This window comes from Lentzea sp. NPDC036949, from assembly GCF_055608075.1.
In genome coordinates this window covers 41205-64807 of the sequence record NZ_JBVJRA010000014.1, presented here as the reverse complement: position 1 = coordinate 64807, position 23603 = coordinate 41205, and the positions used below count along the sequence as shown (strand labels likewise).

The 23603-nt window shown below is 71.3% G+C and carries 13 protein-coding genes; 8 read left to right on the top strand and 5 right to left on the bottom strand.

Annotated elements, in window-relative coordinates; all coding sequences use genetic code 11:
* Window positions 1-6 precede the first annotated feature (6 nt).
* Genes ACZ7CD_RS32165 through ACZ7CD_RS32145 form a run of 5 tightly spaced genes read left to right on the top strand, consistent with a single transcriptional unit; the run spans window position 7 to window position 4136 of the window.
* The gene (locus tag ACZ7CD_RS32165) at window positions 7-375 is read left to right on the top strand and encodes an ApeI family dehydratase (protein ID WP_470380442.1); all 369 of its coding nucleotides are present in this window, start codon (window positions 7-9) and stop codon (window positions 373-375) included.
* Window positions 372-1478: a beta-ketoacyl synthase N-terminal-like domain-containing protein gene (locus tag ACZ7CD_RS32160; RefSeq protein ID WP_470380366.1), complete on the top strand. Its 1107-nt coding sequence runs from the start codon at window positions 372-374 to the stop codon at window positions 1476-1478. Before ACZ7CD_RS32165 ends, ACZ7CD_RS32160 begins: the two co-directional genes overlap by 4 nt.
* On the top strand, window positions 1475-1993 hold the full coding sequence (locus tag ACZ7CD_RS32155; RefSeq protein WP_470380365.1) for a beta-ketoacyl synthase N-terminal-like domain-containing protein: 519 nt from the start codon (window positions 1475-1477) through the stop codon (window positions 1991-1993). The genes ACZ7CD_RS32160 and ACZ7CD_RS32155 overlap by 4 nt, the downstream gene beginning before the upstream one ends.
* The gene (locus tag ACZ7CD_RS32150) at window positions 1981-3327 is read left to right on the top strand and encodes a class I adenylate-forming enzyme family protein (RefSeq protein WP_470380364.1); all 1347 of its coding nucleotides are present in this window, start codon (window positions 1981-1983) and stop codon (window positions 3325-3327) included. The genes ACZ7CD_RS32155 and ACZ7CD_RS32150 overlap by 13 nt, the downstream gene beginning before the upstream one ends.
* A complete protein-coding gene (locus tag ACZ7CD_RS32145) occupies window positions 3324-4136 on the top strand; it encodes an LLM class flavin-dependent oxidoreductase (protein WP_470380363.1) in 813 nt (270 codons plus the stop codon). The genes ACZ7CD_RS32150 and ACZ7CD_RS32145 overlap by 4 nt, the downstream gene beginning before the upstream one ends.
* Before the next feature lie 15 nt (window positions 4137-4151).
* Here the strand turns inward: ACZ7CD_RS32145 and ACZ7CD_RS32140 are convergent, their stop codons facing one another.
* The 5 genes from ACZ7CD_RS32140 to ACZ7CD_RS32120 all read right to left on the bottom strand — a co-directional run bounded on the left by ACZ7CD_RS32140 (window position 4152) and on the right by ACZ7CD_RS32120 (window position 9739).
* Window positions 4152-4661, bottom strand: coding sequence for a DUF4916 domain-containing protein (locus ACZ7CD_RS32140; protein WP_470373792.1), 510 nt, complete (start codon window positions 4659-4661; stop codon window positions 4152-4154).
* Window positions 4662-4665: 4 nt separating this feature from the next.
* Window positions 4666-5364 (bottom strand): NTP transferase domain-containing protein, encoded by a 699-nt coding sequence (locus ACZ7CD_RS32135; RefSeq protein WP_470380362.1) that lies wholly within the window; start codon window positions 5362-5364, stop codon window positions 4666-4668.
* Window positions 5352-5891 (bottom strand): HAD family hydrolase, encoded by a 540-nt coding sequence (locus tag ACZ7CD_RS32130; protein WP_360388802.1) that lies wholly within the window; start codon window positions 5889-5891, stop codon window positions 5352-5354. Before ACZ7CD_RS32130 ends, ACZ7CD_RS32135 begins: the two co-directional genes overlap by 13 nt.
* Before the next feature lie 2 nt (window positions 5892-5893).
* Window positions 5894-6775 (bottom strand): phosphotransferase family protein, encoded by an 882-nt coding sequence (locus tag ACZ7CD_RS32125; protein ID WP_470380361.1) that lies wholly within the window; start codon window positions 6773-6775, stop codon window positions 5894-5896.
* Between the two features lie 285 nt (window positions 6776-7060).
* Window positions 7061-9739, bottom strand: a complete 2679-nt coding sequence (locus tag ACZ7CD_RS32120; RefSeq protein ID WP_470380360.1) for an AfsR/SARP family transcriptional regulator — start codon at window positions 9737-9739, stop codon at window positions 7061-7063.
* A 217-nt stretch (window positions 9740-9956) separates the two neighbouring features.
* Between ACZ7CD_RS32120 and ACZ7CD_RS32115 the strand changes: the two genes are divergently transcribed.
* Genes ACZ7CD_RS32115 through ACZ7CD_RS32105 form a run of 3 tightly spaced genes read left to right on the top strand, consistent with a single transcriptional unit; the run spans window position 9957 to window position 23567 of the window.
* Window positions 9957-18647 carry a LamG-like jellyroll fold domain-containing protein gene (locus tag ACZ7CD_RS32115; protein ID WP_470380359.1) on the top strand — a complete coding sequence of 2897 codons (8691 nt, stop codon included), beginning with the start codon at window positions 9957-9959 and terminating at the stop codon, window positions 18645-18647.
* Window positions 18625-19167, top strand: coding sequence for an SMI1/KNR4 family protein (locus ACZ7CD_RS32110; protein ID WP_470380358.1), 543 nt, complete (start codon window positions 18625-18627; stop codon window positions 19165-19167). The genes ACZ7CD_RS32115 and ACZ7CD_RS32110 overlap by 23 nt, the downstream gene beginning before the upstream one ends.
* Window positions 19164-23567, top strand: coding sequence for a ricin-type beta-trefoil lectin domain protein (locus ACZ7CD_RS32105; RefSeq protein WP_470380357.1), 4404 nt, complete (start codon window positions 19164-19166; stop codon window positions 23565-23567). Before ACZ7CD_RS32110 ends, ACZ7CD_RS32105 begins: the two co-directional genes overlap by 4 nt.
* The last annotated feature ends 36 nt before the right edge of the window (window positions 23568-23603 follow it).

The window sequence follows — 23603 nt, the reverse complement described above, 5'->3', positions numbered from 1 at the left end:
CACAGCATGTTCGCCGTGTCGGCGGAGATGGGTGCCCTCTCGGGACATCTGCCCGAGCGCGGCCTGGTCCCGGGGGTGATCCTGCCGGGCAGCCACACGATGCAGGCGTTCGCGCAGTCGGGGGTGCTGCTCTACCAGCTCAGCAGCTCACCCCTGCAGGAGGACGAGGTCACCCTGGTCGGCACGGTCAAGTCCCGCTTCCTCGCCCCGGTGGTGCCGGGTGACCAGGTGGTGCTGGACGTGCGCGCCGACCGCCTGTCCGGGTCCACGTTCACCTTCTCCGCCACCGCGAAGGTGCAGGGGCGGTCGGTGGCGGGCTTCCGCGGTGCGATGAGCAGGGCGAAGGTCGACCCGTCCGGCGGGCACCTGTGGTGAACCCGGTCGTCACCGGCATGGCCTGGGACACACCGCTGGGCGACTCGCTGGACGGGGTGTGGACGCGTCTGTGCGCGGGGGAGTCGGGAGTGGCACCGGTGCCCTCCGCGCACCCGCTGCGCAACGCCGAGGCGGCTCTGGTCGACGACCTGCCCTACGACGGCACACCCGGTGAGCGGCAGCGCGCATTGGCCGCACGAGTGCTCCTGGCCGCGTTCGCCGACGCCGGCCTGTCCCCGGCGGACTCCGGGGTGGGCCTCGTGCTGGGCACGAGCTTCGGCGCGGCCCTCGACGAGGAGGAGGAGTCGCTGCACGCCTGGGCCGACGACGCCGTCGCGGCGATCGGGCACCCGGTCGCCCCGGTGTGCGTGGCCACCGCGTGCTCGGCGGGATCGGACGCCATCGCCGTGGCGCACGCGCTGGTGTCGTCAGGTGCGCGGCGGATCTGCGTCGCGGGCGGGGTGGACGTGGTGACGGAGGCGAAACGCCTGGGCCACAGCGCGTTGGGCACGATGAGCCCCACCGGTTCCCGCGCCTTCGACAAGACCCGTGACGGCATGGTCCTCGGCGAGGGCGCCGCGTTCCTCGTCCTGGAACACCCGGACTCCGCACGGGAACGCGGCGTGCGGGTGCGCGCGACCCTGGCCGGCGTGGGAGCGGCGAACGACGCCACCGGCCTCACCGCTCCGGACCCGACGGGCCGCAGCGTGGTCCTGGCCCTGCGTCGCTGCCTGGCCTCGGCCGGCCTCGGCCCCGCCGAGGTGGCGGTGGTGAACGCGCACGGCACCGGCACCGCCCTCAACGACGAGGTGGAGGTGACCGGTCTGCGCGAGGTCTTCGGTGAGCGCAGCCCGACGATCTTCGCCACCAAGGGAGCACTGGGCCACAGCCTCGGCGCCAGCGGGGCGATCGAGGCGGTGGCGACGATCCTGGCCCTGCGCGAGCGGGTGGTTCCCCCGATCTTCGGCCTCCACGAGCCCGCCTCCTCGCTGACCTTCCCGGTGGGGTCGGCGGCACCCGTCACCGCGGGCGCGGCGGTGAGCACCACCCTCGGCTTCGGGGGCTTCGACACGTGCCTGCTCTTCACCGGGGAGGCGGTGTGACCACGCTTCCCGCCGGGACGACGGTGGTCGGCTCGGCCACCATCACCACCGGTGACCTCGCCGAGCACACCGCCAACAAGCCCTCGTTCTACGCCGACCCCGCGGCCTGGCTGGTCGCCGCCACGGCGCACCGGGCGCTGACGGACTCGCCCGCCGACGTCCTGGCCGGAGCCGAGGACACCGGTGTGCTGGTCATGAGCGCGAACGGCAGCCGCGACACGCTGCGCGCCATCGCCCGTTCGCTGCCGAGGGTCTCACCGCTGCGCTTCGCGGGTGCCAACCCCGGTGTGCTGGCGGGCCTGCCGTGCCTGCGCTGGGGCCTGCGCGGCCCGTCGCTGCTGCTGGCCGCACACCCGGACGCGGCAGCGGGCGTGGCGTTCACCGTGGCCGACAGCTGGCTGCGCACCGGCCAGGCGCGGCACGTGCTGCTGATAGGACTGCAAACCGAACCGGGCGGCCACCTCTGCCGGTGCCTGGTGCTCAGCACCGAGGAGGTGCCACCGTGCCCGAGTTGACGTTCGAGGGCGTCGCGGAGTTCATCGACCGCACCCAGGACGTCGGCGGTCGCTCCGGCCCGGGACTGGCCGAGGTGCTCGGGGACCTCGACGGCCTCGGCTTGGCGCCGGGTGACGCCGTCCTGCTGGCGATGACCAACGGTGTCGACCTGGTGCGGGTCCACCTGGCGACACTGCTGCTGGGCCTGGTTCCGCTGGCGGTGTCACCGGGAACCCCGTGGGAACGCGTGCAAGCGCTGGCCGGACACGTGGGCGCGCGGGTCGCCGTGACGACCCGGCTGGTGGGCTCCGGCGGGGGCAGGCCGGTCGGCGGAGCCACCGCGCTGCCCACCGGGGCGGCGGGCATCCGGTACGAGCCGGGCGAGGTGCTGCTCTCGACCTCCGGCACCTCGGGCATGTTCAGCGCGTGCGTCCACCGCGTCCCCTCCCTGTTGCGCAACGCCGTCCGTCACGCCGGGGCGACGGGACTCACCTCATCGGACGCGGTGCTGGCGAACCTGCCGCTCTACTACTCCTACGCGATGGTCGCCCAGGTCCTCGCGGCGTACTGCGCGGGAGCACGCCTGGTGATCTCGGGTCCGCCCTTCTCTCCCGCCGGCTACCGCGACGCGGTGTCGAAGCACGGGGTCACCCACTCGGCGCTCACCCCGACCGTGGCCCGGCAGCTCCTCGCGGACGGAGCGGGCCTGCCGCCGGTCAGGGCACTGGCCGTCGGCGGGGATCGGCTGGCCCCGGCGGAGGTGGCCTCCCTCCTGGCCGCCAGACCTCACGGGGAGCTGTACCTGACCTACGGTCTGACCGAGGCAGGCCCCAGGGTGTCCACGCTCGCCGCACACGCGGAACCGGCGCACCGCCACGACTCGGTCGGCCTGCCGCTGCCGGGTGTCCAGGTGTCGTTGCGCGACGTGCGGGACGGGGTGGGCGAACTGCTGGTCACCTCGGACACCGCGCTGATCCGCCGAGTCGGCCCGCGAGCGGCCAGGGGCCTGGTGGCGCCGGGTGTGATAGCCACCGGGGACGCCTTCTCCGTCGTCGACGGCTACCTCAGGTTCAAGGGCAGGCTGTCGGACTTCGTGGTGCTCAAGGGCGAGAAGGTCTCCCTGGCGACGGTTCGCCAAGCGGCCTTCGCCATCCCCGGCGTGGTCAGCTGCACCCCGTCGGTGATCCAGGGCGACGACGGCACCCCGGTCCTCGACGTGCACCTGGGGATGACCGACCCCGCGCCCGGTGCGGAACGCACAGCCCTCCGAACCCTCAACTCACTCCTCCTGCCGGCCGAACGTCCCCGTTCGGTCCACGTGCGGCCCGCCGACCCCTCCGCTCTCCGAAAATGAGCCTCCGCCTGGGCGTCACCGTCCCGGAAGGGCTTTCCGGCAGGGAGCTGCGCGAGTTCGCGCGGAGAGCGGAGTCGTTGGGGTACGACCACCTGTCGGTGGCGGAACACCTGTCGTCGCACACACCGGCGTACGAGTCGGCGACCCTCGTGGCCCACCTCGCCGCGGTGACCACCAGGATCGAACTGTGCACGTGCATGCTGATCCTGCCCCACCGGCCGGTGGTCCTGGCGGCCAAACAGGCCGCCCAGCTCTCGGACCTGGCCGAGGGCCGGCTCCGCCTGGGCGTGGCCGCAGGCGGCGACCCCGCGGAGTCAGCCGCGCTGGGTCTCGCCCCCGCCACCCGCGCTGCCCTGTTCGGCGAACAACTGGCGGCCCTGCGCCGTTTGTGGACCGGCGACGAGGTGAGTGCCGAAGGTGCCCACGTGACCTTCGGCCCGGTCACCCTCACCCCTCGCCCGACCCACCACATCCCGCTGTGGCTGGGCGGAGGCTCTCTTCGCACGGCAGGACGACCCGGCCAGGAGGTGCTCCTCCGAACAGCAAGGCACGCTGACGGCTTCACGATGTCGAGGCTCCTGGCCAACAGGGTCGAACGCGGCTCACGAGTGGTCGAAGCCCTCCGCGCAGCACTCAGCGCGGTGGGTCGCGATCCGTCGGCCTTCGGCGTGGAAGCCCGCCTCCTCCCCGAACGGACCCCGGACTGGAGAACGCAGGCACGTTCCTGGAAAGAGGCAGGAGCCACCCACCTCACCGTCACCACGGACGACTCGGACCTGCTCGCCCAGGTCATCGCTGCGATGAGGTGATCGCTCCACGCGTCGTTACGACGGGTGAGCAGCCAGGAGGCGCGGTACGAGGAGTTCTTGCCCGAAACCGAGGGAGTCACGATCGGGGATCGCGTCGGGCGAGAACCAGCGGAAGTCGATGGCCTTCCCGCGAGGACGCGGGTCACCCGACATGACGCAGGTGTAGGTGAGGGCGACGGCGTGCTTGCGGGGGTCGAAGAACTCGCCGGTGTCCGGATCGGGGAAGTACTCCACCACTTCCTTCAGCTCCAGGGTGTCGAGGTCGAGTGAGACCCGGTCACCCAGCGCCCAGTCGAAGACCCTCTCGACGGCGTTCGGCAGTGGTTCGCCGTGCTGGACCCCGCCGCCCACGAGGCACCACCGACGGCGGCCCCAGAAGGTGTCGCGGAGCATCAACCCCACCAAGCGCTCCGGCCCGGGGTGGATCGGCAGCACGTCGACGCACAGGATCGGGATCTTCTTGGTGATCTCGTCGTACTCGGCCTCGGGAATCCACTTCCCCTTGGCGGAAGAACTGCTGCTCATGACGTCATTCCTCGATGGGTGTGCTTGCCGGAAGCCATGCGGCGGGAACGCCGATGTCCACAGAGGACACTGGAACGAGAGTGGCCGGACCCTGCTCGTTGAGCAGTGGCCCGATGGGGACTTCCTGCTCCGCCGCGTCCGCCTCGGTTCGCGTGCTCCGGATCCGGCGCTCGATGGCGGCCTTGATCTCGTCGGTCCTCAGCTTCAACGGGCCGACCCAGCAGGGCAGGAGCTGCTCGGGCTCGGCTTCGTCGCAAGGGAGTTTTTCGACCCACTTGCCGCTCGGGGTCAGGTACGTGAACCGCTCGGCTTCGGCAGGACGCATCAGCACGACACCGACTGCCGGAGCGGCGGCCTGCGCGATCTTCTCCGCGTCCCGGACGGACACCACGTTGTCGCCGAGGAGGACCTGGACCTCGGGCGAGGTGACAAGTCGAAGACCCGTGAGGAGCGCGTCTCCTGGTCCGTTCGGCTGACGCTGGAGGACGATCTCCGCCGGGAGGTCGCCCAGCACCTGGCAGAGGAGCAGCGCGTTCTCCGGGGCGGCGACGATCACGATCCGCCCACTCGAGATGCGCAACGCCGTCCGGACGAGCCGGCGGATGAGGGGTTCGCCATCAACGATGACCAACGGCTTGAAATAGGGCGGTGTGATGTCCTTGAGTCTGCTGCCGCGTCCGGCGGCGAGGATCACGACATCCATGCCGTGCTGATCTCCTTGATCAACTCTGCCTCGGTCTGGTCGCGGAAGTGCACCAGTTTCCACGTGCTTCCTCCGGTGACCTTGACGCCCAGGTCGTGGTTGTCGTCGACGTACACGCCGCCCGCAGGAGAAATCCCGTCGAGCGCTCTCCGTTTGCCCGTGCTGTCCAGATCGGTTCCGGCCAGGAACCCGCTCAACGACGGATCGGCGGAGTCGAGCGTCCTCCGCACGACTTCGCGGGTGCCGGAGGTGATGAACTTGACGGTCCATCCGCGGGAGTGCAACGCGCGGGCGGCTTCAGCGCCCGCGAGCGTGGCGACCCTGGTCTCGCTGAGCAGGTCGAGGTGGGCCTGGGTTTTCTGGTCGTGGACAGCCTGGGCGCGCAGGAGGTCTCCTCCGCAGAGCTCGGGAAGCCAAATGCGCCATGAACTGCCCCAGAGCCGGTCGGGCAGCTCGATGCCGACCTCGGCATAGGCTCGCCGCACGATCTCCCGGGTGTCGACCAGCACCCCGTCGATGTCGAACACCGCTACAGCCGACATGTCGCCGCTCCGATCAAGCTGTCCACGCATTCCTCCAGGAGGTGCTTCGCCTTCCGGGCCGAGACGTACACCATCGAACGGAGGAGGTGCACGATTCCGAAGTACAGAGCGGCGGTCAGGTCGTCGTGCGACAGTTCCGCCATCGAAATGACCACGTCGAGCGGGACGTCGTCGGGCGCCGGCAGTTCGTAGGTCACCCGCTCGTATCCCACGCAGGACTGGAAAATGCGGCCGATGTCCAGGGCGATCACGTCGGGAAGGCCCGGGGTCGACGGGATCGGATCGGTCAAGACCATCGAACCGTCGCGAGCGAAAAGAACGTTGTCGAAGATCGGATCGCCATGGGTGAGACCCCGGGACAGTCGATCCCATTCTATTCGGTCGCGAAGCTGGTCGAACACGTCTCTCCTGCGCCCGGTCAGCGGTGCCGTGATGGGGGACAGGCGATCGGCATGTGCCGCCTCGTCGAACTCAGCCTCTGGAGTCCGGTGCCACAAACTGGTTTGCAGCAGCTGGATGATGGACGTCGCAAGCTTCCGGCCGTCGAGCAGCTCAAGGGGGACCGTGTCGAGCCGGTCCATGGTGTACCCCCACCGCGCGTTGTTCCGGAAAACACCGTGAACCTTCGGCAGGGCTTGATTGCTGTGTCGTAGAATCCACTCGCCTTGAGCGACAACGCGGCTGCCGAGCGCGGTGTTCGGCGGGCCGTACTTGATCACCTGGTCTTGGAGTTCCGGTGCGATGTCCGCGCCCGATCGGCCCCGCTGGTCCGGCACACGGCAATGCGGCTCCGGTCCCGGTGAACTTGATGACCCGTAAGTCTCGATGATCCTGCGTACTGATGCCGGCTCGCGTGCTGCGGTGTTCAATCATGACTCCGTGCTTGCGGGAGTCCAGGCTGCTGCCCGGTGTCCGTCTTTCGACTATTTCAAAGTTCCGGGCGGTCGCCAGCGAAGTCTTGTCTTGCTACCCCTCTGTGCTCGTTCCGTTGCCCTTCTTGCTCGGATCGCCGATGGGGCCGGACCGCGATCCGCGGTTTCGTCCTTTTCGTTGTCAAGGTCCCGCAACCGGCACCGACGCCGACACGGTCCGCCGCCGGGAACTGCTCGAACCCGCTGCGCACCAGGGCACGCTGCTGCACGTGCCCGGTGCGGTCACAGCGACGCGAGCCGCTGCTCCAGCGCGTCGGCCTCCGCGAGCCCGCGCCCGCGGAACACCTCCAGCGCCTGCGTCCACGCCTGCCGCGCCCCCGTCCGGTCGCCCTCGGCGGCGAGCACGCCGCCGAGGCGTTCCAGCGTGACCGCCGCCTCGAAGTGGTGGCCGACCTTCCAGAACATGTCCGCGGACTCCCGGTAGGCGACGGCGGCCTCGGCGGGTGCGCCGCGCTGCTCGTGGATGTAGCCGATGCTGTCGAGGGTCTCGCCGACGCCCGCCCAGCGGCCGGCCGCGCGGTGGATCGGCACGGCAGCCGCGCAGTGGGCGAGCGCCTCCCCGTACTCGCCGAGGTTGGCGCAGATCCAGCCGAGGTTGTTCAACGCCAAGGCCTCCACGCCCGGCTCGCCGGAGGCCCGGTAGAGCTCCAGGCCGGTGCGCGCGTGCTGCTTGGCCCGCCGGTAGTCGCCCTGCTGACCCCAGACGCGGGCGAGCACCAGCTGGGCGTGGCCCTCGGAGAGGGGGTCGCCGAGGGCGGCGCTGGTCGCCGCCGACTCCTCCAGGTGGGCGAGGGCCTCGGTGTTCAGGCCGGCGCGGGCGCACATGTGACCGAGGGTGTGCAGCAGGCGGGCCGTGATCGACTGCTCCCCGGCGCTCTTCGCGGCGGCGACGGCGAGGCGCAGCACCTGCAGCGGCTCGGCGCGGTGGCCCTGCTGCCAGTGGTAGGACGTGGTGGTGGAGGCCAGCGCCCACACCCGGCGGTGCCAGCCGTGGTCGGCCGCGATGCGCTGCACCGCGAGGACCATGGCGTGCTCGGCGTCGAACCACGCGAGCGCGGACTGCTTGTCCGCCAGCGGGACCGGCACCACACCCGGTGCCGGGTCGGGCAGGTCGTAGGGCGGCCGGTCGGGTTCCAGCAGCCGTTCGCCGATGTGCGCGGTGTGCAGGTAGAGGTCGACCAGCCGGGTCAGCGCGGCCTCCCCGTCGGACACGGGCTGTTCGCTGGCGTAGAGGTGGATCAGGTCGTGCATGCGGTAGTGGCCGGGACCGGTGCGCACGACCAGGTGCGCGGCCTCCAGCTCCGCCACCGCGGCCGAGGAGTCCGCCGCGGCCAGCGCGTCCAGCGCGGCGACGCTCAGGTCCACGGCGGGCGCCAGCCCCACCAGTCCGAATAGGACGGACGCCGGCGTGCTCAACTCCCGGTGCGACCAGGAGATCGTGGCCCGCAGGCTCAGGTCACCGGTGTCCAGCGCGTCCAGCCGGGCCGACCGCAGCTCGGCGGCGATCTCGGCCAGGCGGAGGTTCGTGCGCACGGCGGCACGCGCGGCCACGATGCCCAGCGCCAGCGGCAGACCACCGCAGTGCCGCACGATGTCGGCCATCGCCTCCGGCTCACGCGCGCCCAGCCGGGCCGTGAGCAGCTCGAACGCCTCGTCGTCGGTCAGCACGTCCAGCGGCATCGGCACCGCGCCGTGCGTGGCCACCAGCCCGGTCAACGGCTGCCGGCTCGTGACCAGCGTGCGGCACGACGCCGTGCCCGGCAGCAGCGGCTCGACCTGGGCGGTGTCGGCCGCGTTGTCCAGCACCACCAGCATCCTGCGGTCCGCGACCGCGCTGCGGTACATCGCGGCGAGCGTGTCCACGTCGTCGGGCAGGCTGTCCGGCGCGGTGCCCAGCGACGTGAGGAACCCGCGCAGCACCACGGCGGGCGCGGTCGGCGCCGCCGTCGGGTCGAAACCGCGCAGGTTCACGTAGAGCTGCCCGTCGGGGAACTCGCCGGCGTGCCCGTGCGCCCAGTGCAGCGCCAGCCACGTCTTGCCGATCCCGCCCGCGCCCCGGATCGCCGTGATCAGCACGGTGTGCCCGGCCGACAACGCGTCCAGCTCGTGCACCCGGCCCTGGAAGTGCGCCGGTGCCAGCGGGAGCTGCCGCGGCACGTCCCGCGACGGTGCCTCCGCCGGTGACAGCAGCCGCCGGTGCAGCTCCCGCAGCTCCTGGCTCGGGTCCACGCCGAGCTCGTCGACCAGGTGCCGGCGCAGGGTCTCGTAATGAGCCAGCGCCTGTGCCTGCCGTCCGCTGCTGGCAAGCGCCTCGATCAGCTGGTGTGCGACCCGTTCGTCCAGCGGCCTGGCCGCGGCGAGCGTGCTCAACGGCGCCACCAGCTCGGCGTGCCGCCCGAGCCGCAACCGGACGTCGTGGTCGTCCAGCCGCACCGCCAGCCGTTCCCCCTCCAGCGCCTCGCGCACCGCCGCCGCCCACGCCGAGTCCACGCCGGTCAGCGCCTCACCGCTCCACAGCCCGAGCGCCTGCGCCAGCAGATCGGCCCGCACCTGGTCCGGCTGCCCGGCCGAGTCCGCCACCAGCGCGCGGAACCGGTGCAGGTCGATGCACGCCGGATCGGTCCGCAGCACGTACCCGCCCGAACGCCGCGCGAGCTCCACGTCCCGCGCCCCGGCCAGCACGACGCGCAGCCGTGACAGGTAGCTGTAGACGGCGTCGCGGGGCTGCCGCGGCAACCGCTCGCTCCACACCCGTTCGACCAGCGCGTCGGCCGACACCGTCCGGTTCGCGTCGACGAGCAGCGCCGCGAGGACGCACCGCACACGTGCGTGCTTGATCGGAACCGGCTCACCGGCCACCGTGACGCCGACTTCCCCCAGCAGTTGAAACCGTGCTCCCACCGATGCCCTCCCCCCAGTGAGTTCGTGTCTATCAGACCCGTGACAGGTCCGTGCAAGGTCGGCCGAGCAATGTTCGCCCCGGCTCGGGTGTCAGAGGGAGGCATCCGGTGGCACTGGGGGCTTTGTCATGCACAGACGTGTCGTTGTCGCGCGCCGTTTTCTCGCTGTTGTGGTCGTGTTGTTGCTCATCGCATCCGGTTCGACCGGTTCGATTCCAGTGTCCATTTTGTCCGGAGCACTGCCCGCGGGCGCGTCGACCGAGGCGCCGCAGCAGGTCAGCGGGACAGCGGACGGCGTGGCGCACGAGGCCCCCAGCGCCGCGGCCGCGCTGACCGGCCCCCGACGCGAACAACCACGACCGCCGGGCGCCGTGGCGGACCGGACAGAACTGTCCAAAGGCGACGCTCACCCCGACGTGGCCGCGCCGCAGCAGGTCACACCACAGCTGACCCGTGGTCCAGCCCTACCGGGCATCGACCCCGCCGCGAAGGAACGCCCCGGCGACCGCACCGCCACCACCGAGACGTTCGACAACCCCGACGGCACCCGCACGCTGCGCCTGCACGGCACACCGGCCAACGTCCGGCAGCCCGACGGCACCTGGCAGCCCGTCGACCTCACGCTCACCCCGCGCGGCGACCGGTGGGAGCCCAAGGCCAGCGCGGTCGGCACCGCCTTCGCCCGCACCGCCACCGGCGCCACGGCCATCGCGTTCGACGAGCGCCACCGCATGGAGTTCACCCTCGACGACGCCGCGGCCTCACCCGGCCAGGTCACCGGCGCGTCGATCACCTACCCGCAGGTCCGCCCCGGCGTCGGCCTGCGCCTGACCGCCCAGCACACCGGCCTGAAGGAAGAACTGGTCCTCGACCGCGCCGACGCCGCCACCACCTACACGTTCACGTTGCGCCTCACCAACCTCGAACCCCGCCTGACCGGCAGCGGCGCCATCGAGCTGCGCGACGGTGACCAGGTCATCGGCGTCATCCCGGCCGGCTTCATGGACGACGCCGCGGGCGCGCGCTCGACCGGCGTCCGCTACCGCCTGTCCACAGTGGACAAGGGCTGGCGGCTGGAGGTCGGCCTGGACCAGGCCTGGCTGCACGACCCGGCCCGCGCCTACCCGGTCGTCGTCGACCCGTCGGCCGCGCAGTTCAACGCCAACGCGGACGACCTGTACGTCCAGAAGGGCCTGAACCCCGGTGCCGGGGCGGAGGAGCTGCGCACGGGCCGCCTTTCCGGTGGTCTGGCGCGGTCCTACCTGCGTTTTTCCGACGCCCTGGGCACGCTGCGCAACCAGTTCGTCCTCGGCGCCTCGCTGAACGTCTTCGCCGTCGAGTCCACCACCTGTGCGCCGCGGTCGGTCTCGGTGTTCGAGGTGACGAGGCCGTGGGACGCGAGCACGACCTGGCCGGGCGCCGACGTCGGTCAGGTGCTGTCCACCAGGTCCTTCGCCCACGGCGCCGCGTGCGGCGGGTCGGCCTGGGAGGCGTTCCCCCTCAACTACGAGCTGATGACCAGGTGGACCCACGGCACGGCGGTGCCGCACGGGTTCGGGCTGCGGGCGTCCGACGAGGCTGACCCCAACGGCATGCGCTTCGGCTCGGCCAACTCGCCGAAGAAACCGTTCCTGGACGTGCGCTACTCACCGGAGGGCGCCGGGTTCGAGGTTCCCGCGATCACGCTGCCCACCGCCGCGACCGCGGGCAAGCTCACCGCGAAGGTCACGAACCTGGGCACCACGACGTGGACGCCCACCAACGGTTTCGAGTTCGGCTACATCATCCAGCAGAACGGCGCGAAGATCCGGACCGCGCGCGGCTGGAAGGCCACCGTCGCGCCGGGGCAGACGAACACCTTCGAGGTGCCGATCGACCCGCTGACCCCCGGTGACTACCGGGTCTTCCTCACGATGTTCACCCCGCAGGGCAACGACTTCTTCGTCGCTCACGAGGTCCCGTACGGCGAGTTCGCGCTGAAGGTGAACAACGTCGCGCCCACGTCGAACCTGCAGCAGCCCGGCGCCGGCGCCGTCGTGGAGACGCTCACCCCGACGCTGTACGCGGAAGGCACCGACCCGGACGGCTGGCCGGGCAAGGGGCTCACCTACCGGTACCGCGTCTGCTCCGATCCCGATCTCACGCGCGACTGCCAGGAGTCGGGCTGGACCGCCCAGTCGTGGGCGCCGCCGAACCTGTTCTGGGGCCGCACCTACTTCTGGGGCGTCAAGGTCTTCGACACCGTCAACGAGACGCCGTTCTGGGTGAGCGTCAAGGACGGCGTGCGGCTGTCGTTCACCACCCGCGTGCACCAGCCGGAGATCACCTCGCACCTCGCGGGCAGCCCGGACGGCAACGAGGGACCGGGCCTGGACCCGCAGATCGGCAACTACTCGACCGTCGTCACCGACGCGTCCGTGGCCACGGTCGGCCCCGACCTGACGATCACCCGCACCTACAACAGCCTCGACCCGCGCCGTGACACCGCGTTCGGCGCCGGGTGGGCGTCACGGCTCGACATGCGGCTGCGCCACGACGACGACCGGTCCGGCAACGAGGTGCTGACGTTCCCGACCGGGCGGCAGGTGCGCTTCGGCCGCAACCCCGACGGCGGCTACGCCTCCCCGCTCGGCCAGAACGTGGACCTGGTGCACCGCACGGACACCGGCACCTACACGATGCGCGACGTCTCCGGCAGCCGCTGGACGTTCGACCAGCTCGGCCGGCTGATCACCATCACCGACCCGGCCGGGCTCACCGAGACGCTGTCCTACGACACCTCCGACCGGGTCTCGGTGATCACCAACGACGTCAGCAAACGCACCCTGCGCATGACCTGGCAGGGCACGCACGTCACGGCCGTCACCGCGGGCGGCGACCAGACCTGGACCTACACCTACGACGGCGACAAGCTGACCAAGGCGTGCGCGCCGGGAGCGGCGCCGAACTGCACCACCTACGGCTACCAGCAGGGTTCGCACTACCGCAGCACCGTGCTCGACAACAAGCCCCGCGCGTACTGGCGGCTGGGCGAGACCGGCGGTGACACCGTCGGCAACGCCGTGGCCCGCCGCGACGGCGCGGACGCGGGCAAGCAGCACGGTGTGCTGTTCGGCGGTACCGGAGCGCTCGGCGGCACGGCGGACAAGGCCGGCACGTTCGACGGCAACAGCAGCTACGTCACGCTGCCCGAGCAGCTCACCACCTCGACCATGTCGCTCGCGGTCGAGCTGTGGTTCAAGACCGGCGGCCAGGGCACCCTGCTGAGCTACTCCGACCAGGCGTTCCCCGCCGGCGGCAAGTCGACGCCGATCCTGTACGTGGGCACGGACGGCCTGCTGTACGGCGGTTTCTCGTTGCGCGACACCGGCGGGCCGCGTCAGATCGTGAGCACGCGGCAGGTCGACGACGACAGGTGGCACCACGTGGTGCTGTCCGCGGCGATCGACCGGCAGGTCATGTATGTCGACGGCGTCGCGGTGGGCCAGGAGCTGCTCGGGTTCGTCGACCACCGCGGACAGGGCCGGTTGACGCTCGGCGCGGGTAACGCCAAGGGCTGGCCCGCCACCAACGGCGGCGACTTCTACTTCTCCGGTGCCATCGACGAGGTGGCGCTCTACCAGCACACCATTGGCTCGCTCGCGGCCGCCACGCACTTCCGCGCGGGCGGGCCGGCCGAGCAGCTGAGCAAGGTCGAGCTGCCGCAGGACCAACGCCGGTTCGCGGCCCTGACCTACGACGACGTCTTCGACCGGGTGCGCACGCTCACCGACCACGGCGGCCGCCTGTGGACGCTCGACACCCCGGTGGTGCTCGACGCCGTCCGGACCGTCACGACGCGCGGCCCGTCCGGCTACGGCGACTGGACCTACGCGTTCGACGTCGACAACGGCGGCCGGCTCACCTCGCGGACCCACGACGGGGAAGTCTCGCGCTACGAGTACAACACCGCCGGGTTCCCGTCCGCGTCCGTCGACGAGAACGGGTTCCGCACCGAGCAGACCACCGACGAACGCGGCAACGTGCTGAGCCGCAAGACCTGCCGCACCGCCGGTTCGTGCAACACGGAGTACTTCACCTACGTCAAGTCCGACGTGGTGCTGGACCCGCGCCGCGACAAGCTGGAGTCCTCTTCGGACGCCCGCTCGTCCGGACCGGCCGACACCCGGTACCGGACCTCGTACACCTATGACACCGCCGGTCGGCCACTGCGGGTCACCCGCCCGCTCCCGGCCGGGCACACGACCGCGCCGACCGAGTCGACGACGTACACGACCGGCGCGGAGGACGCCGCGGGCGGCGGCAAGGTGCCCGCCGGCCTGCTGCTGACCAGCACCGGGCCGCGCGGCGAGCTGACCAGGCGGGTCTACCGCGCCAACGGCGACCTCGACGAGCTGACCGGACCGACCGGGCTGCGCACGCGCTACGGCTACGACCAGTTCGGCCGCCAGACCACCGAGTCGCTGGTCAACAGCGGCGACGGTGCCCTGGGCACGACCACCTACGAGTACTCGCCGCGCTCCGAGGTCGTGAAGGTGACCGCACCGGGCGTTCGCAACGAGGTCACCGGCGTCACGCACACCGCGGTGACGGCGCACCGCTTCGACGGCAACGGGAACCTGGTCGAGACCACCCTGTCCGACAGCACCGGCGGCGATCCGGCGCGGTCGACGAAGTACGGCTACGACGCCGCAGACCGCCTGTCCCGCATCGAGTTCGCCGACGGTGGGGTCGAGGAGCGGTCGTACCCCGACAACGGCCTGACCCAGGTCGTGAAGGACGTGCGCGGAACGTCGTGGTCCGACCGCTACGACGAACGCGGCCGGCTGCTGTCCCGCGCCGCCTCCGGTCTCGGTGTGAACCCGGAGGACCCGGCCGCCACCTCGATGACACTGGAGGCGCGGGCCTACGACCCGGCCGGCCGGCTGGCCTCGGTCACGGACGCCATGGGCCGGCTGACCTCCTACAGCTACTACGACGACGACCTCCTCGCGAACGTGCGCCGCACCGTCCAGGGCCGCAGCGTCACCCTCGACGAACGGGCCTACGACCCGGCCGGCCAGCTGACCGAGCAGACCACGGCGGGCGGGCGCAGGACGACGTTCACCCACGACGCGGCGGGCAACGTCGTGACGGCCGCGTTCGACCCGGCCGGGCTGAACCGCGTCACCACCAACCAGTACGACCTCGGCGGCAACGTCACGCGCACCGAGCTGCGGGGCGCGGCAGACCCCACGCGGGTCGAGACGACGGTCTTCGGTTACGACGCCGCGGGTCTGCAGGTGCGCGAGGACGCGTTCCTCGACGGTTCCACCACCGTCTCGGCGTCGGTGGACCGCGACGAGCGCGGTCTGGTCCGCAGCTCGACGGACCGGCGCGGCATCACCACGTTCTACGACTACGACCTCGCCGGTCAGCTGGTGCGCACGACGCACCCCGCGGCCGACGCGTGGGTCGCGGGTGTCCGCACGACCGGCTTCAGCCGTGCGGAGGTGCTGGGCCACAACGCCTTCGGCGAGGTCACGCAAACGCGGGACGGCGCCGGGAACGTGACCACGACCGAGCGCGACCTGATGGGTCGTGCGGTGTCGGGTGCGCTGCCGGACTACACACCGGCGGGCGGGCAGCCGATCAAGGGTGCCGGCACGCGCACCGAGTACGACCACGCCGGCAACCCGGTCAAGACGACCGATGCGTTGCAGCGCACCGCCTCGCGGACGTTCGACCCGTACGGCCGCGTGTCGACCGTGACGCTGCCGCAGGTCGGCTCCTCGCCGAGCGTGCTGTCGTCGCGGTACTCCAAGAACGGCGAGCTGCTGCTCAGCACGGACGCCGGCGGTGCGCAGACGTCGTTCACCTACGACGAGCTCGGTCGCCGGGTCACCGTGACGCAGGCGGACCGCACGCCGTCGGGAACCCTCTACTACACGACCCGCACGGGCTACGACGACGCCGGCAACGCGGTGTCCGTGGAGACGCCGCAGGGCAACGTCTCCACGGCGGCCCACAACGCGGCGGGCGAGGTGACCTCCAGCACCGACGCCACGTCCCGTGCGATCAGCTACGGCTACGACATCGCCGGCCGGCGGAGCTCCGTCACCGACGCGACCGGGCTCACCACCACGACGTCGTTCGACCTGCTGGGCCGGGCGGTGCGGACCGCGCAGTCCGTCGCCGGGCAGGAGAAGCGCGCCTCGGTCACCGACTACGACCCCAACGGCAACGTGACCGCGACCCGCAGTGCCGAGGACCGGCTCGTCACCTACGGCTACGACGCGCTCGACCGCGTCGTCCGGCAGACCGAACACGTCTCCGCGACCAAGCAGGTCGTCACGACCACCGGGTACGACGCGCTGGGCAACCGCAGCCGGTTCGTCGACGGTCGCGGCAACGCCACCACCTACACCTTCACGCCGTGGGGCCTGCCCGAGTCGGTCGTCGAACCCGGTGGTGCCACCTGGACGTCGTCCTACGACGCCGGGGGACAGGCGGTCCGGCTGGCGAAGCCCGGTGGCGTCGAGGTGACCCGCACGTTCGACGCGCAGGGCAGGGTGACGCTGGAGAAGGGCTCCGGTGCCGAGTCCGAGACCGCCGACCGCACCTTCGGCTACGACGCCGCGGGCAGGCTCGCCTCCGCCGGATCGGACCTCTACCGCTACGACGACCGCGGCAACCTGCTGACCGCGCGCGGCCCCGGCGGTGACACCACCTACACCTACAACGGCGACGGCACCGTCGCGAGCCGCACCGACGCCTCCGGCACGGCCGCGTTCGGTTACGACAAGGCCGGCCGGCTGACGTCGGCGGCCGATGCCCTGACCGGCCGCACCGCCGACTACGGCTACGACAAGGCAGGCCGCACCGCCTCGGTCGCGGACCGCGCGCTCGGCGGCTACACCGTGCGGCGCATGGCCTACGACGAGCTCGGCCGGCTCGTCTCCGACCAGGTGCAGCAGACCATCGACGTCGGGGTGCCGCCGCGGGTGCTGCTCGGCACCACGTACGGCTACGACCGCGACAACCAGGTGACGGCCAAGAACGCCGACACCTACGGCTACGACGGCGCCGGCCGCCTGACGTCGTGGACCGACCAGGCCGGCAAGGCCACCGCCTACGGCTGGGACGGCGCCGGCAACCGGACGTCCGCGGGCGACCGGACGTTCGCCTTCGACGCCCAGAACCGGCTGACCTCCGGCGACGGGGTCACCTACGACTACACGGCGCGCGGCACGCTGTCCTCGCAGACCCGTGACGGCGTGGTGAACAGCTCGTCGTTCGACGCCTTCGACCGGCTCACCGCGATGGGTGCGGCCCGCTACACCTACGACTCGCTGGACCGGGTGGCCGCGCGCAACGGCACCGGGTTCCGCTACCTCGGACAGACCAACGAGGTGGTGTCCGACGGTGCGCGGACGATCAGCCGGTTGCCGGACGGGTCGGCGTTCTCCGACAAGGGCACCGGTACCGCGCGGATGCTCTACGCCGACAGCCACGGCGACGTGGTGGGCCGGTACCTGAGCAACACCGTGGACGGCAGGCGGTCCTTCGACCCGTTCGGTGCGGTGACCTCGTCGTCGGGTGACACGGCCTCCGTCGGCTTCCAGGGCGACTGGACCGACTCCGGCACCGGCGCGGTGAACATGTCGGCGCGCTGGTACCTGCCGGAGACCGGCCGGTTCGCCAGCAGGGACGACTGGACGCTCGACCCGACGCCGTCCTCGGCCGCCAACCGGTACGCCTACGGCAACAGCAGCCCGCTGTCCGGAGTGGACGAATCGGGCCACGACATGGCGCAGTGCCTGTACAACGTGGGCAAGGACGTGAAGACCCCGTGGGACGCGTTCTGGGAACCGATCAAGCACACGCTCTTCGACTCCGACTGCGCCGGGCGGCTGGCAAACGGGGAATGCCCCCGGTACGGCTGCTACAACGCCAAGGCCGGTGGTGACGAGGACCCGATCCCGGTGGGCCGCAACTGCAGGTACTACATCGGCGGGTGCAACCGGGGTGGGCAGAAGGTCGCGCCGCCTCCGCCACCCAACTGCCGGCAGAAGAAGACGTGCGTGGCCGGTCCCGGTGGGTACAAGGGACCCGGCGCGCGCAAGCCGAAGCCGATCTCCAGGCCCGCACCGCCGCCCCCGCCGCGCTGGTGGACCGACCTGCACAAGCCCGCGTTCCGGCCACCACCCGGCGGCACCGTCGTGCGGCCGCCGACCTCGTACGACCCGACCAGCCCGCTGACCGTCATCACCGACCTGGCGAACACCCTGATCGACATCGCGACCAAGGTGACGCCGACCGTGGTCGACATCGTCGGTGACCTGATCGGCCAGCCGTACGACGCGGTGATCGGCGCCGACGAGAAGCGCAAGCCCGACGAGGAGGGCTGTCTCGAAGGCGATCCGGGAGTCGCGGTCAACGAGGTGTTCAACGACGAGATGGAGGACATCAAGAACTGGACCGGACCCTACGCGGGCAAGAGCCGCGGCTGGCCCGCTCAGCGCGCGACCGCGGGCACGGTGTGCCTGACCGACCTCAAGCCCAAGGGGCCGCGCTACGAGCAGAAGCCGGTCGGCTACGTGCACGGGCAGCACAACAAGAGCCACCTGATCGGCTACCAGTTCTTCGGCAAGGGCGGACGCGAGAACATCGTGCCGCTGGACGCCGACGTGAACCAGACGGACATGCTCGGCGTGGAGAACGAGATCGCGGACGCGGTCAGGAGCGGCCAGCGGGTCTTCTACCGCGTCGAGGCGATCTACGCCCGGCCGGAGGACGCGGTGCCCTCCGCCATCGACATCTACGCCGTCGGGGACAAGGGCTTCACCTGTGGCCAAAGGATCTTCAACCCGCACCCGGCGTCCGGCTACCCAAGGGGAAAGCTCAATGGCACACGACCCACGTGTTGACGAACTGGCCGCACTGGTCGGTTGGCAGGGCACCGTCGACGCGGACGAGGCGGTGCGGGACTTGGAACGCACGCTCGGCATCGGCCTGCCGCCGGACTTCCACGCGCTGGTGAACCGGTTCCCGACCGGGTACTTCAGCTCGTTCGTCACGGTGCCCTCGCCGGTGCGGCTGGCCAACGGGAACTCGCCGTTCCTGTGGGAGGCGCAGGACGCCCTGGCCGTCCTGCGCGAGGCGGCGGACACCGCGCATCCGGCGTACCCGGCGCCCGGCGGCCTGCTGCCGTGGGCCAGCAGCACCGAGGGGCACGTCTTCTTCTGGCGCACCGGGGACGAGGACCCGGCGCGCTGGCCGACGGTGTTCTGCGACGACGAGCTCACCGGCTGGGGCGAGTACCCCGGTACGGCGTCGGAGTTCCTGCGCGATGTGCTCACCGGCCGGTTCACCCACGAGTTCTTCGACCCCTGCCTGCAGGGCGTCGAACCCGACTTCGAGCCCGAACAACGAGAAGGAAACGCATGAACCGCATGAGACGCGTGGTCGTGGGAGGTGTCGCGCTGCTGCTGGGGACGGCGGGCGTGGCAACGGTTCCGACGGCCGCCACAGCCGACGTCCCGCAGTCGATCAGCGCTCCACGGCCCGGTGAGGCGGTCCCGAAGGACCGCGACGGCAAGGTCCTGCTCTACGTCGACGGCCGCGACCAGAAGGCCGTCCGCACGGCGGTCACCAAGCTCGGCGGCGAGGTCACCGCCACCCAGGGTTCACGCGCGCAGGTCGCCGTCCCGCAGGACAAGGTGGCGGCGCTGGGCAAGGAGCAGTCCATCGTGGAGGTGAAGCGGCCGGAGCGGGCGATCCCGATGGCCGTCACCTCCGAAGGCGTGCGGGCGTCGGGGGCCGACGGCTGGATCAACGCGGGCAAGAAGGGGCAGGGCGTCAAGGTCGGCGTCATCGACGTCGGCTTCGCCGGACTCGGCGACGCGCAGCAGGAGGGTGAGCTGCCGGCGAACGTCGCCGTCGACAACTCCGGCTGCCACGACGCCACCAGGTCGTCGAGCCACGGCACCGCCGTGGCCGAGGTGGTGCACGACATGGCACCCGACGCGCAGCTGTTCGGGGCGTGCGTCGACGGGCCGCTCGACTTCGAGAACGCCACGAACTGGTTGCGGCAGCAGGGTGTGCAGGTGATCACCGCCGCCATCGGGTTCCTCAGCTCCGGGCGCGGTGACGGCACCGGCGAGGCCGGCAGTCCCGCCGACGTGGTCCGCAAGGCCCGCGAGGCGGGTGTCACGTGGTCCGTGGCGGCCGGCAACCTGGCGCGCGACCACTTCGCCGGCAACGCGGTGGACGCCAACGGCAACGGGTTCGTCGAGTTCGACGGCACCGCGCAGAACAACGGGTTCAACGTCGCGGCCGGTGTCACGACCACCGTGGCGTTGCGGTGGGACGGCTGGCCCAGGACGAACGAGGACCTCGACCTCTACGTCATGTCGCAGCCCAAGGCGCCGACCGGTCCCACCGACTCCGCGGTCGTGGCGGCGTCGACGACCAACCAGCGCGACGTCTCGGGTGGTGCGCGGCCGACCGAGGAGGTGACGTTCACCAACTCCTCCGGGGCGGCGCAGTTCTACTACCTGTACGTGCGCAACCACAACGCGAAGTTCACCACCCGGCTCGACCTGTTCGTGTCGGGGCCGAGCGACCCGTTGCAGTACAACACCCCGGCCGGCAGCGTCACCGAGCCCGCCACCTCGCCGTACGTCATGGCGGTCGGCGCGACCCGGCCCGGCAGCGGCACCCTGGAGAACTACAGCGGCCAAGGCCCGACGATCGACGGCCGGCTCAAGCCCGACCTCACCGGGTTCGCCGGCGTCAGCACCTCCACCTACGGCGGCCAGAACCTCAGCGGCACCTCCGCGGCAGCGGCGCACGTCGCGGGTGCGGCGGCGTTGCTGAAGTCCGCCAACCCTCAGCTCGACGCCGCGCAGATCCAGACGGCGCTGCAGACGCGCACCAACCCGCGCAAGTCCGACAACCAGTGGGGCACCGGAGTTCTCGCGATGGGCACACCGGACACCGTCCCGGTCGTGACCGGGTCCGGGTACACGCCGTTCCCGAAGGTCTCGGTGATCCAGGGCAGGGCGTTCGCGGCCGGCGAGGTCTTCACCCTGCCGATCCCGGACATCCCCACCGACACCACCGCGGTGGCGCTCAACATCTCACTGCGCACCAACCCGGCGTCGGGTGCGGTCGACGTGCCCAGCGGGCTTGACGTGTTCCCGGAGAACTCCTCGACCAGCAAGGCCACGACGCTGCGCGTGCAGCCCGGTGACGGCTGGGTCAACGCCCTGGTGATCGCCAAGCTCGGCGCCGACCGCGCCGTGCGGCTGCGTGCCGGTGCGGGACCGGTGTTCGACAACGTCGACCTGCTCGGCTACTTCAGCCCGAACAGCGCCTCGACCTACTTCCCGCAGCACAGCCCGGTCCGGGTGCTCGACACCCGCGGCCTGAACGGCGGCCCGCGCACCACCCCGCTCGGTCCCGGCGAGGTCGTGACCGTGAAAGCCCGTGGCGCCAACGGTGTCCCGGACAACGCCACGGCGGTCGCGGTCAACCTCACCGCCGTCGAGTCGACCCTGGGCACCGCGATGGGCCTGTTCGGCACGGAGAACGGCGGCACGGCGCTGAGCGCCAACCGCACCGAACGCCGCTCCAACGCCTCCATCGTCGCCATCGGCGAGGACGGCAACATCCGGCTGCGCAACAGCACCGGCCGCGCGCACGCCGTGCTCGACGTCGTCGGCTGGTTCGCCGCCGGTGCCGGCGGCAAGTACGTCCCGCTCGACGAGCCGGCCCGCATCGCCGACACCGCGACGGGCAGCCAGCGCACCGGCTCGCTCGGCGAGGGCGAGACCGCGCGGTTCCAGGTCACCGGCCTCGCCGGCGTCCCGGCCACCGCCACCGCCGCCGTGCTGATGCCGTCGGCCGCCGAGAACCTGCTCGGCACCGAGGTGTCGGTGGCACCGGCCGAGATCGGCTGGTCGCCGGTGACGAACCTGGCCGTGAAGCAGCGCGGCCGGTCGTCCTCGACCGTGCTGACGCCGCTGGGCGCGAGCGGCAAGGTGGCCGTGCGCAACGAACGCGGCAACGCCCAGTTCGCGCTGGACGCCCAGGGCTACTTCCTCGGCGGCACGCAGTTCACCGACGACGGCGCCTGTGCGCTGCCGGTCGGTGAGGCCGGGTACACCAGCATGTTCGACGGCAGGGCGGAGACGAACCTGTCGGCGTGGCGGGTCGCGGGCACGACCCCGTTGTCCGCCAACGGGTGTGAGCTGCAGACCACCGAGGGCAACGACGTGTCCTGGTACGCCGCGCACTCGTTCGGCAACGACTACACGGTGAAGTTCGACTTCCGCGGCAACCAGTCGCTGGCGCGGACCGGCCTGTTCGTGATGTTCCCCGACCCCGGTACCAACCCGTCCGTGCCGCGCGGCAACGGCGTGGAGGTCGAGATCGGCACCGACGGCAGCGCCGGCTCGATCACACCGGGCAAGGCGCGCAGCGGCGAGGCCCCGTCACCGGGCAACTGGCACACCGCCGAGGTGACGGTCGCCTGGAACACGGTCATCGTCAAGATCGACGGCGCGGAGGTCAACCGCCACACCGTCACCGACGCCGGACGGGCGTACGTCAACAGCTTCATCGGCTTCAAGAACGACGGTGAGTACCGCACCACGTACCTGCGCAACCTCCGCGTCAAGAACAACACCGCGGTGCGCAACGGCGAGATCAGGGGCGTCAACGACCGCTGCCTCGACGTGCCCGGCTACGACCCCAACGTCGCCGAGCTGCAGATGTGGGACTGCAACAACTTCCCCAACCAGCGCTGGACCACCACCGTCGACGGCCTGGTCACCAACGTCGGCAAGTGCCTCGGCGCGCAGAACAACGGCACCGCCGCCGGAACCGCCGTCGTGCTGGTGGCGTGCGCACCGGGCGAGTACTCCCAGCAGTGGGTGGTGCGCCCGGACGGCGCACTGGTCAACGTCCGATCCGGACGGTGCCTGACGCCGGCGACCACCGACCGTTCGGCTGCGTTGCGGCTGCAGGACTGCGCGGCGCGGTCGGACCAGGTCTGGCGGCTGCCCGACCAGCACGGCCAGCAGGGTGCACTCGTCAACGCCGCGTCCGGTCGGTGCCTGGACATCGCGAGCGGCGACCCGCGCACCAACAAGGCCCAGTCGTGGGACTGCTACGGCAACGCCGCGCAGCAGTGGGCGATCACCGGTGACGGCCGGATCACCAGCAGCGGCAAGTGCCTCGACATCGTCAACGCCGCCACGACCGCCGGCAGCGCGGTGAACCCGTTCGACTGCAACGGCCAGCCCAACCAGCAGTGGCAGTCACGGCCGGACGGCACCATCGTCAACCCGGCGTCCGGCCGCTGCCTGACCGCGGCCGGCACCGCCAACGGCGCCGGACAGTCCATCCAGGACTGCACCGGGGCACCGGCGCAGGTCTGGCGGCTCAGCGCGCAGACGCAGTGGGTCGGCAACCTCGTCGGCATGGGCAAGTGCGCCGACATCAAGGGGGAGAACCCGGCCAACGGCACGGTGTGGCTGTGGCAGTGCTTCGGCCCGCAGGGCGAGACCTGGGCGGCGATCGGCGACGGCGCCATCCGGTCCATGGGCGCGTGCCTCGACATCGGCGCACTGCCCAACGGCACCCCGACCGTGGTGGCCACCTGTCACAACGGCCTGAGCCAGCAGTGGACCGCTCGCCCGGACGCCACGTTCGTCAACGTCGAGGCCTCGCGCTGCCTGGACGTGTACGCGGGACTCGTCGACAACGGCACGAAGATCCAGATCTACGACTGCGTCGGCACGCCGCAGCAGCGGTGGTCGGTGCCGCTCAGGGCGAGCTAGCAGAACAGGCGGCGGTGGGCGGCGGGATTCATGACC

Coding starts and splice junctions, on each gene's coding strand:
- ACZ7CD_RS32105 (WP_470380357.1), top strand. CDS start 19,164: ATGAACCGCATGAGACGCGTGGTCGTGGGAGGTGTCGCGCTGCTGCTG.
- ACZ7CD_RS32165 (WP_470380442.1), top strand. CDS start 7: ATGTTCGCCGTGTCGGCGGAGATGGGTGCCCTCTCGGGACATCTGCCC.
- ACZ7CD_RS32135 (WP_470380362.1), bottom strand. CDS start 5,364: ATGGATGTCGTGATCCTCGCCGCCGGACGCGGCAGCAGACTCAAGGAC.
- ACZ7CD_RS32110 (WP_470380358.1), top strand. CDS start 18,625: ATGGCACACGACCCACGTGTTGACGAACTGGCCGCACTGGTCGGTTGG.
- ACZ7CD_RS32145 (WP_470380363.1), top strand. CDS start 3,324: ATGAGCCTCCGCCTGGGCGTCACCGTCCCGGAAGGGCTTTCCGGCAGG.
- ACZ7CD_RS32140 (WP_470373792.1), bottom strand. CDS start 4,661: ATGAGCAGCAGTTCTTCCGCCAAGGGGAAGTGGATTCCCGAGGCCGAG.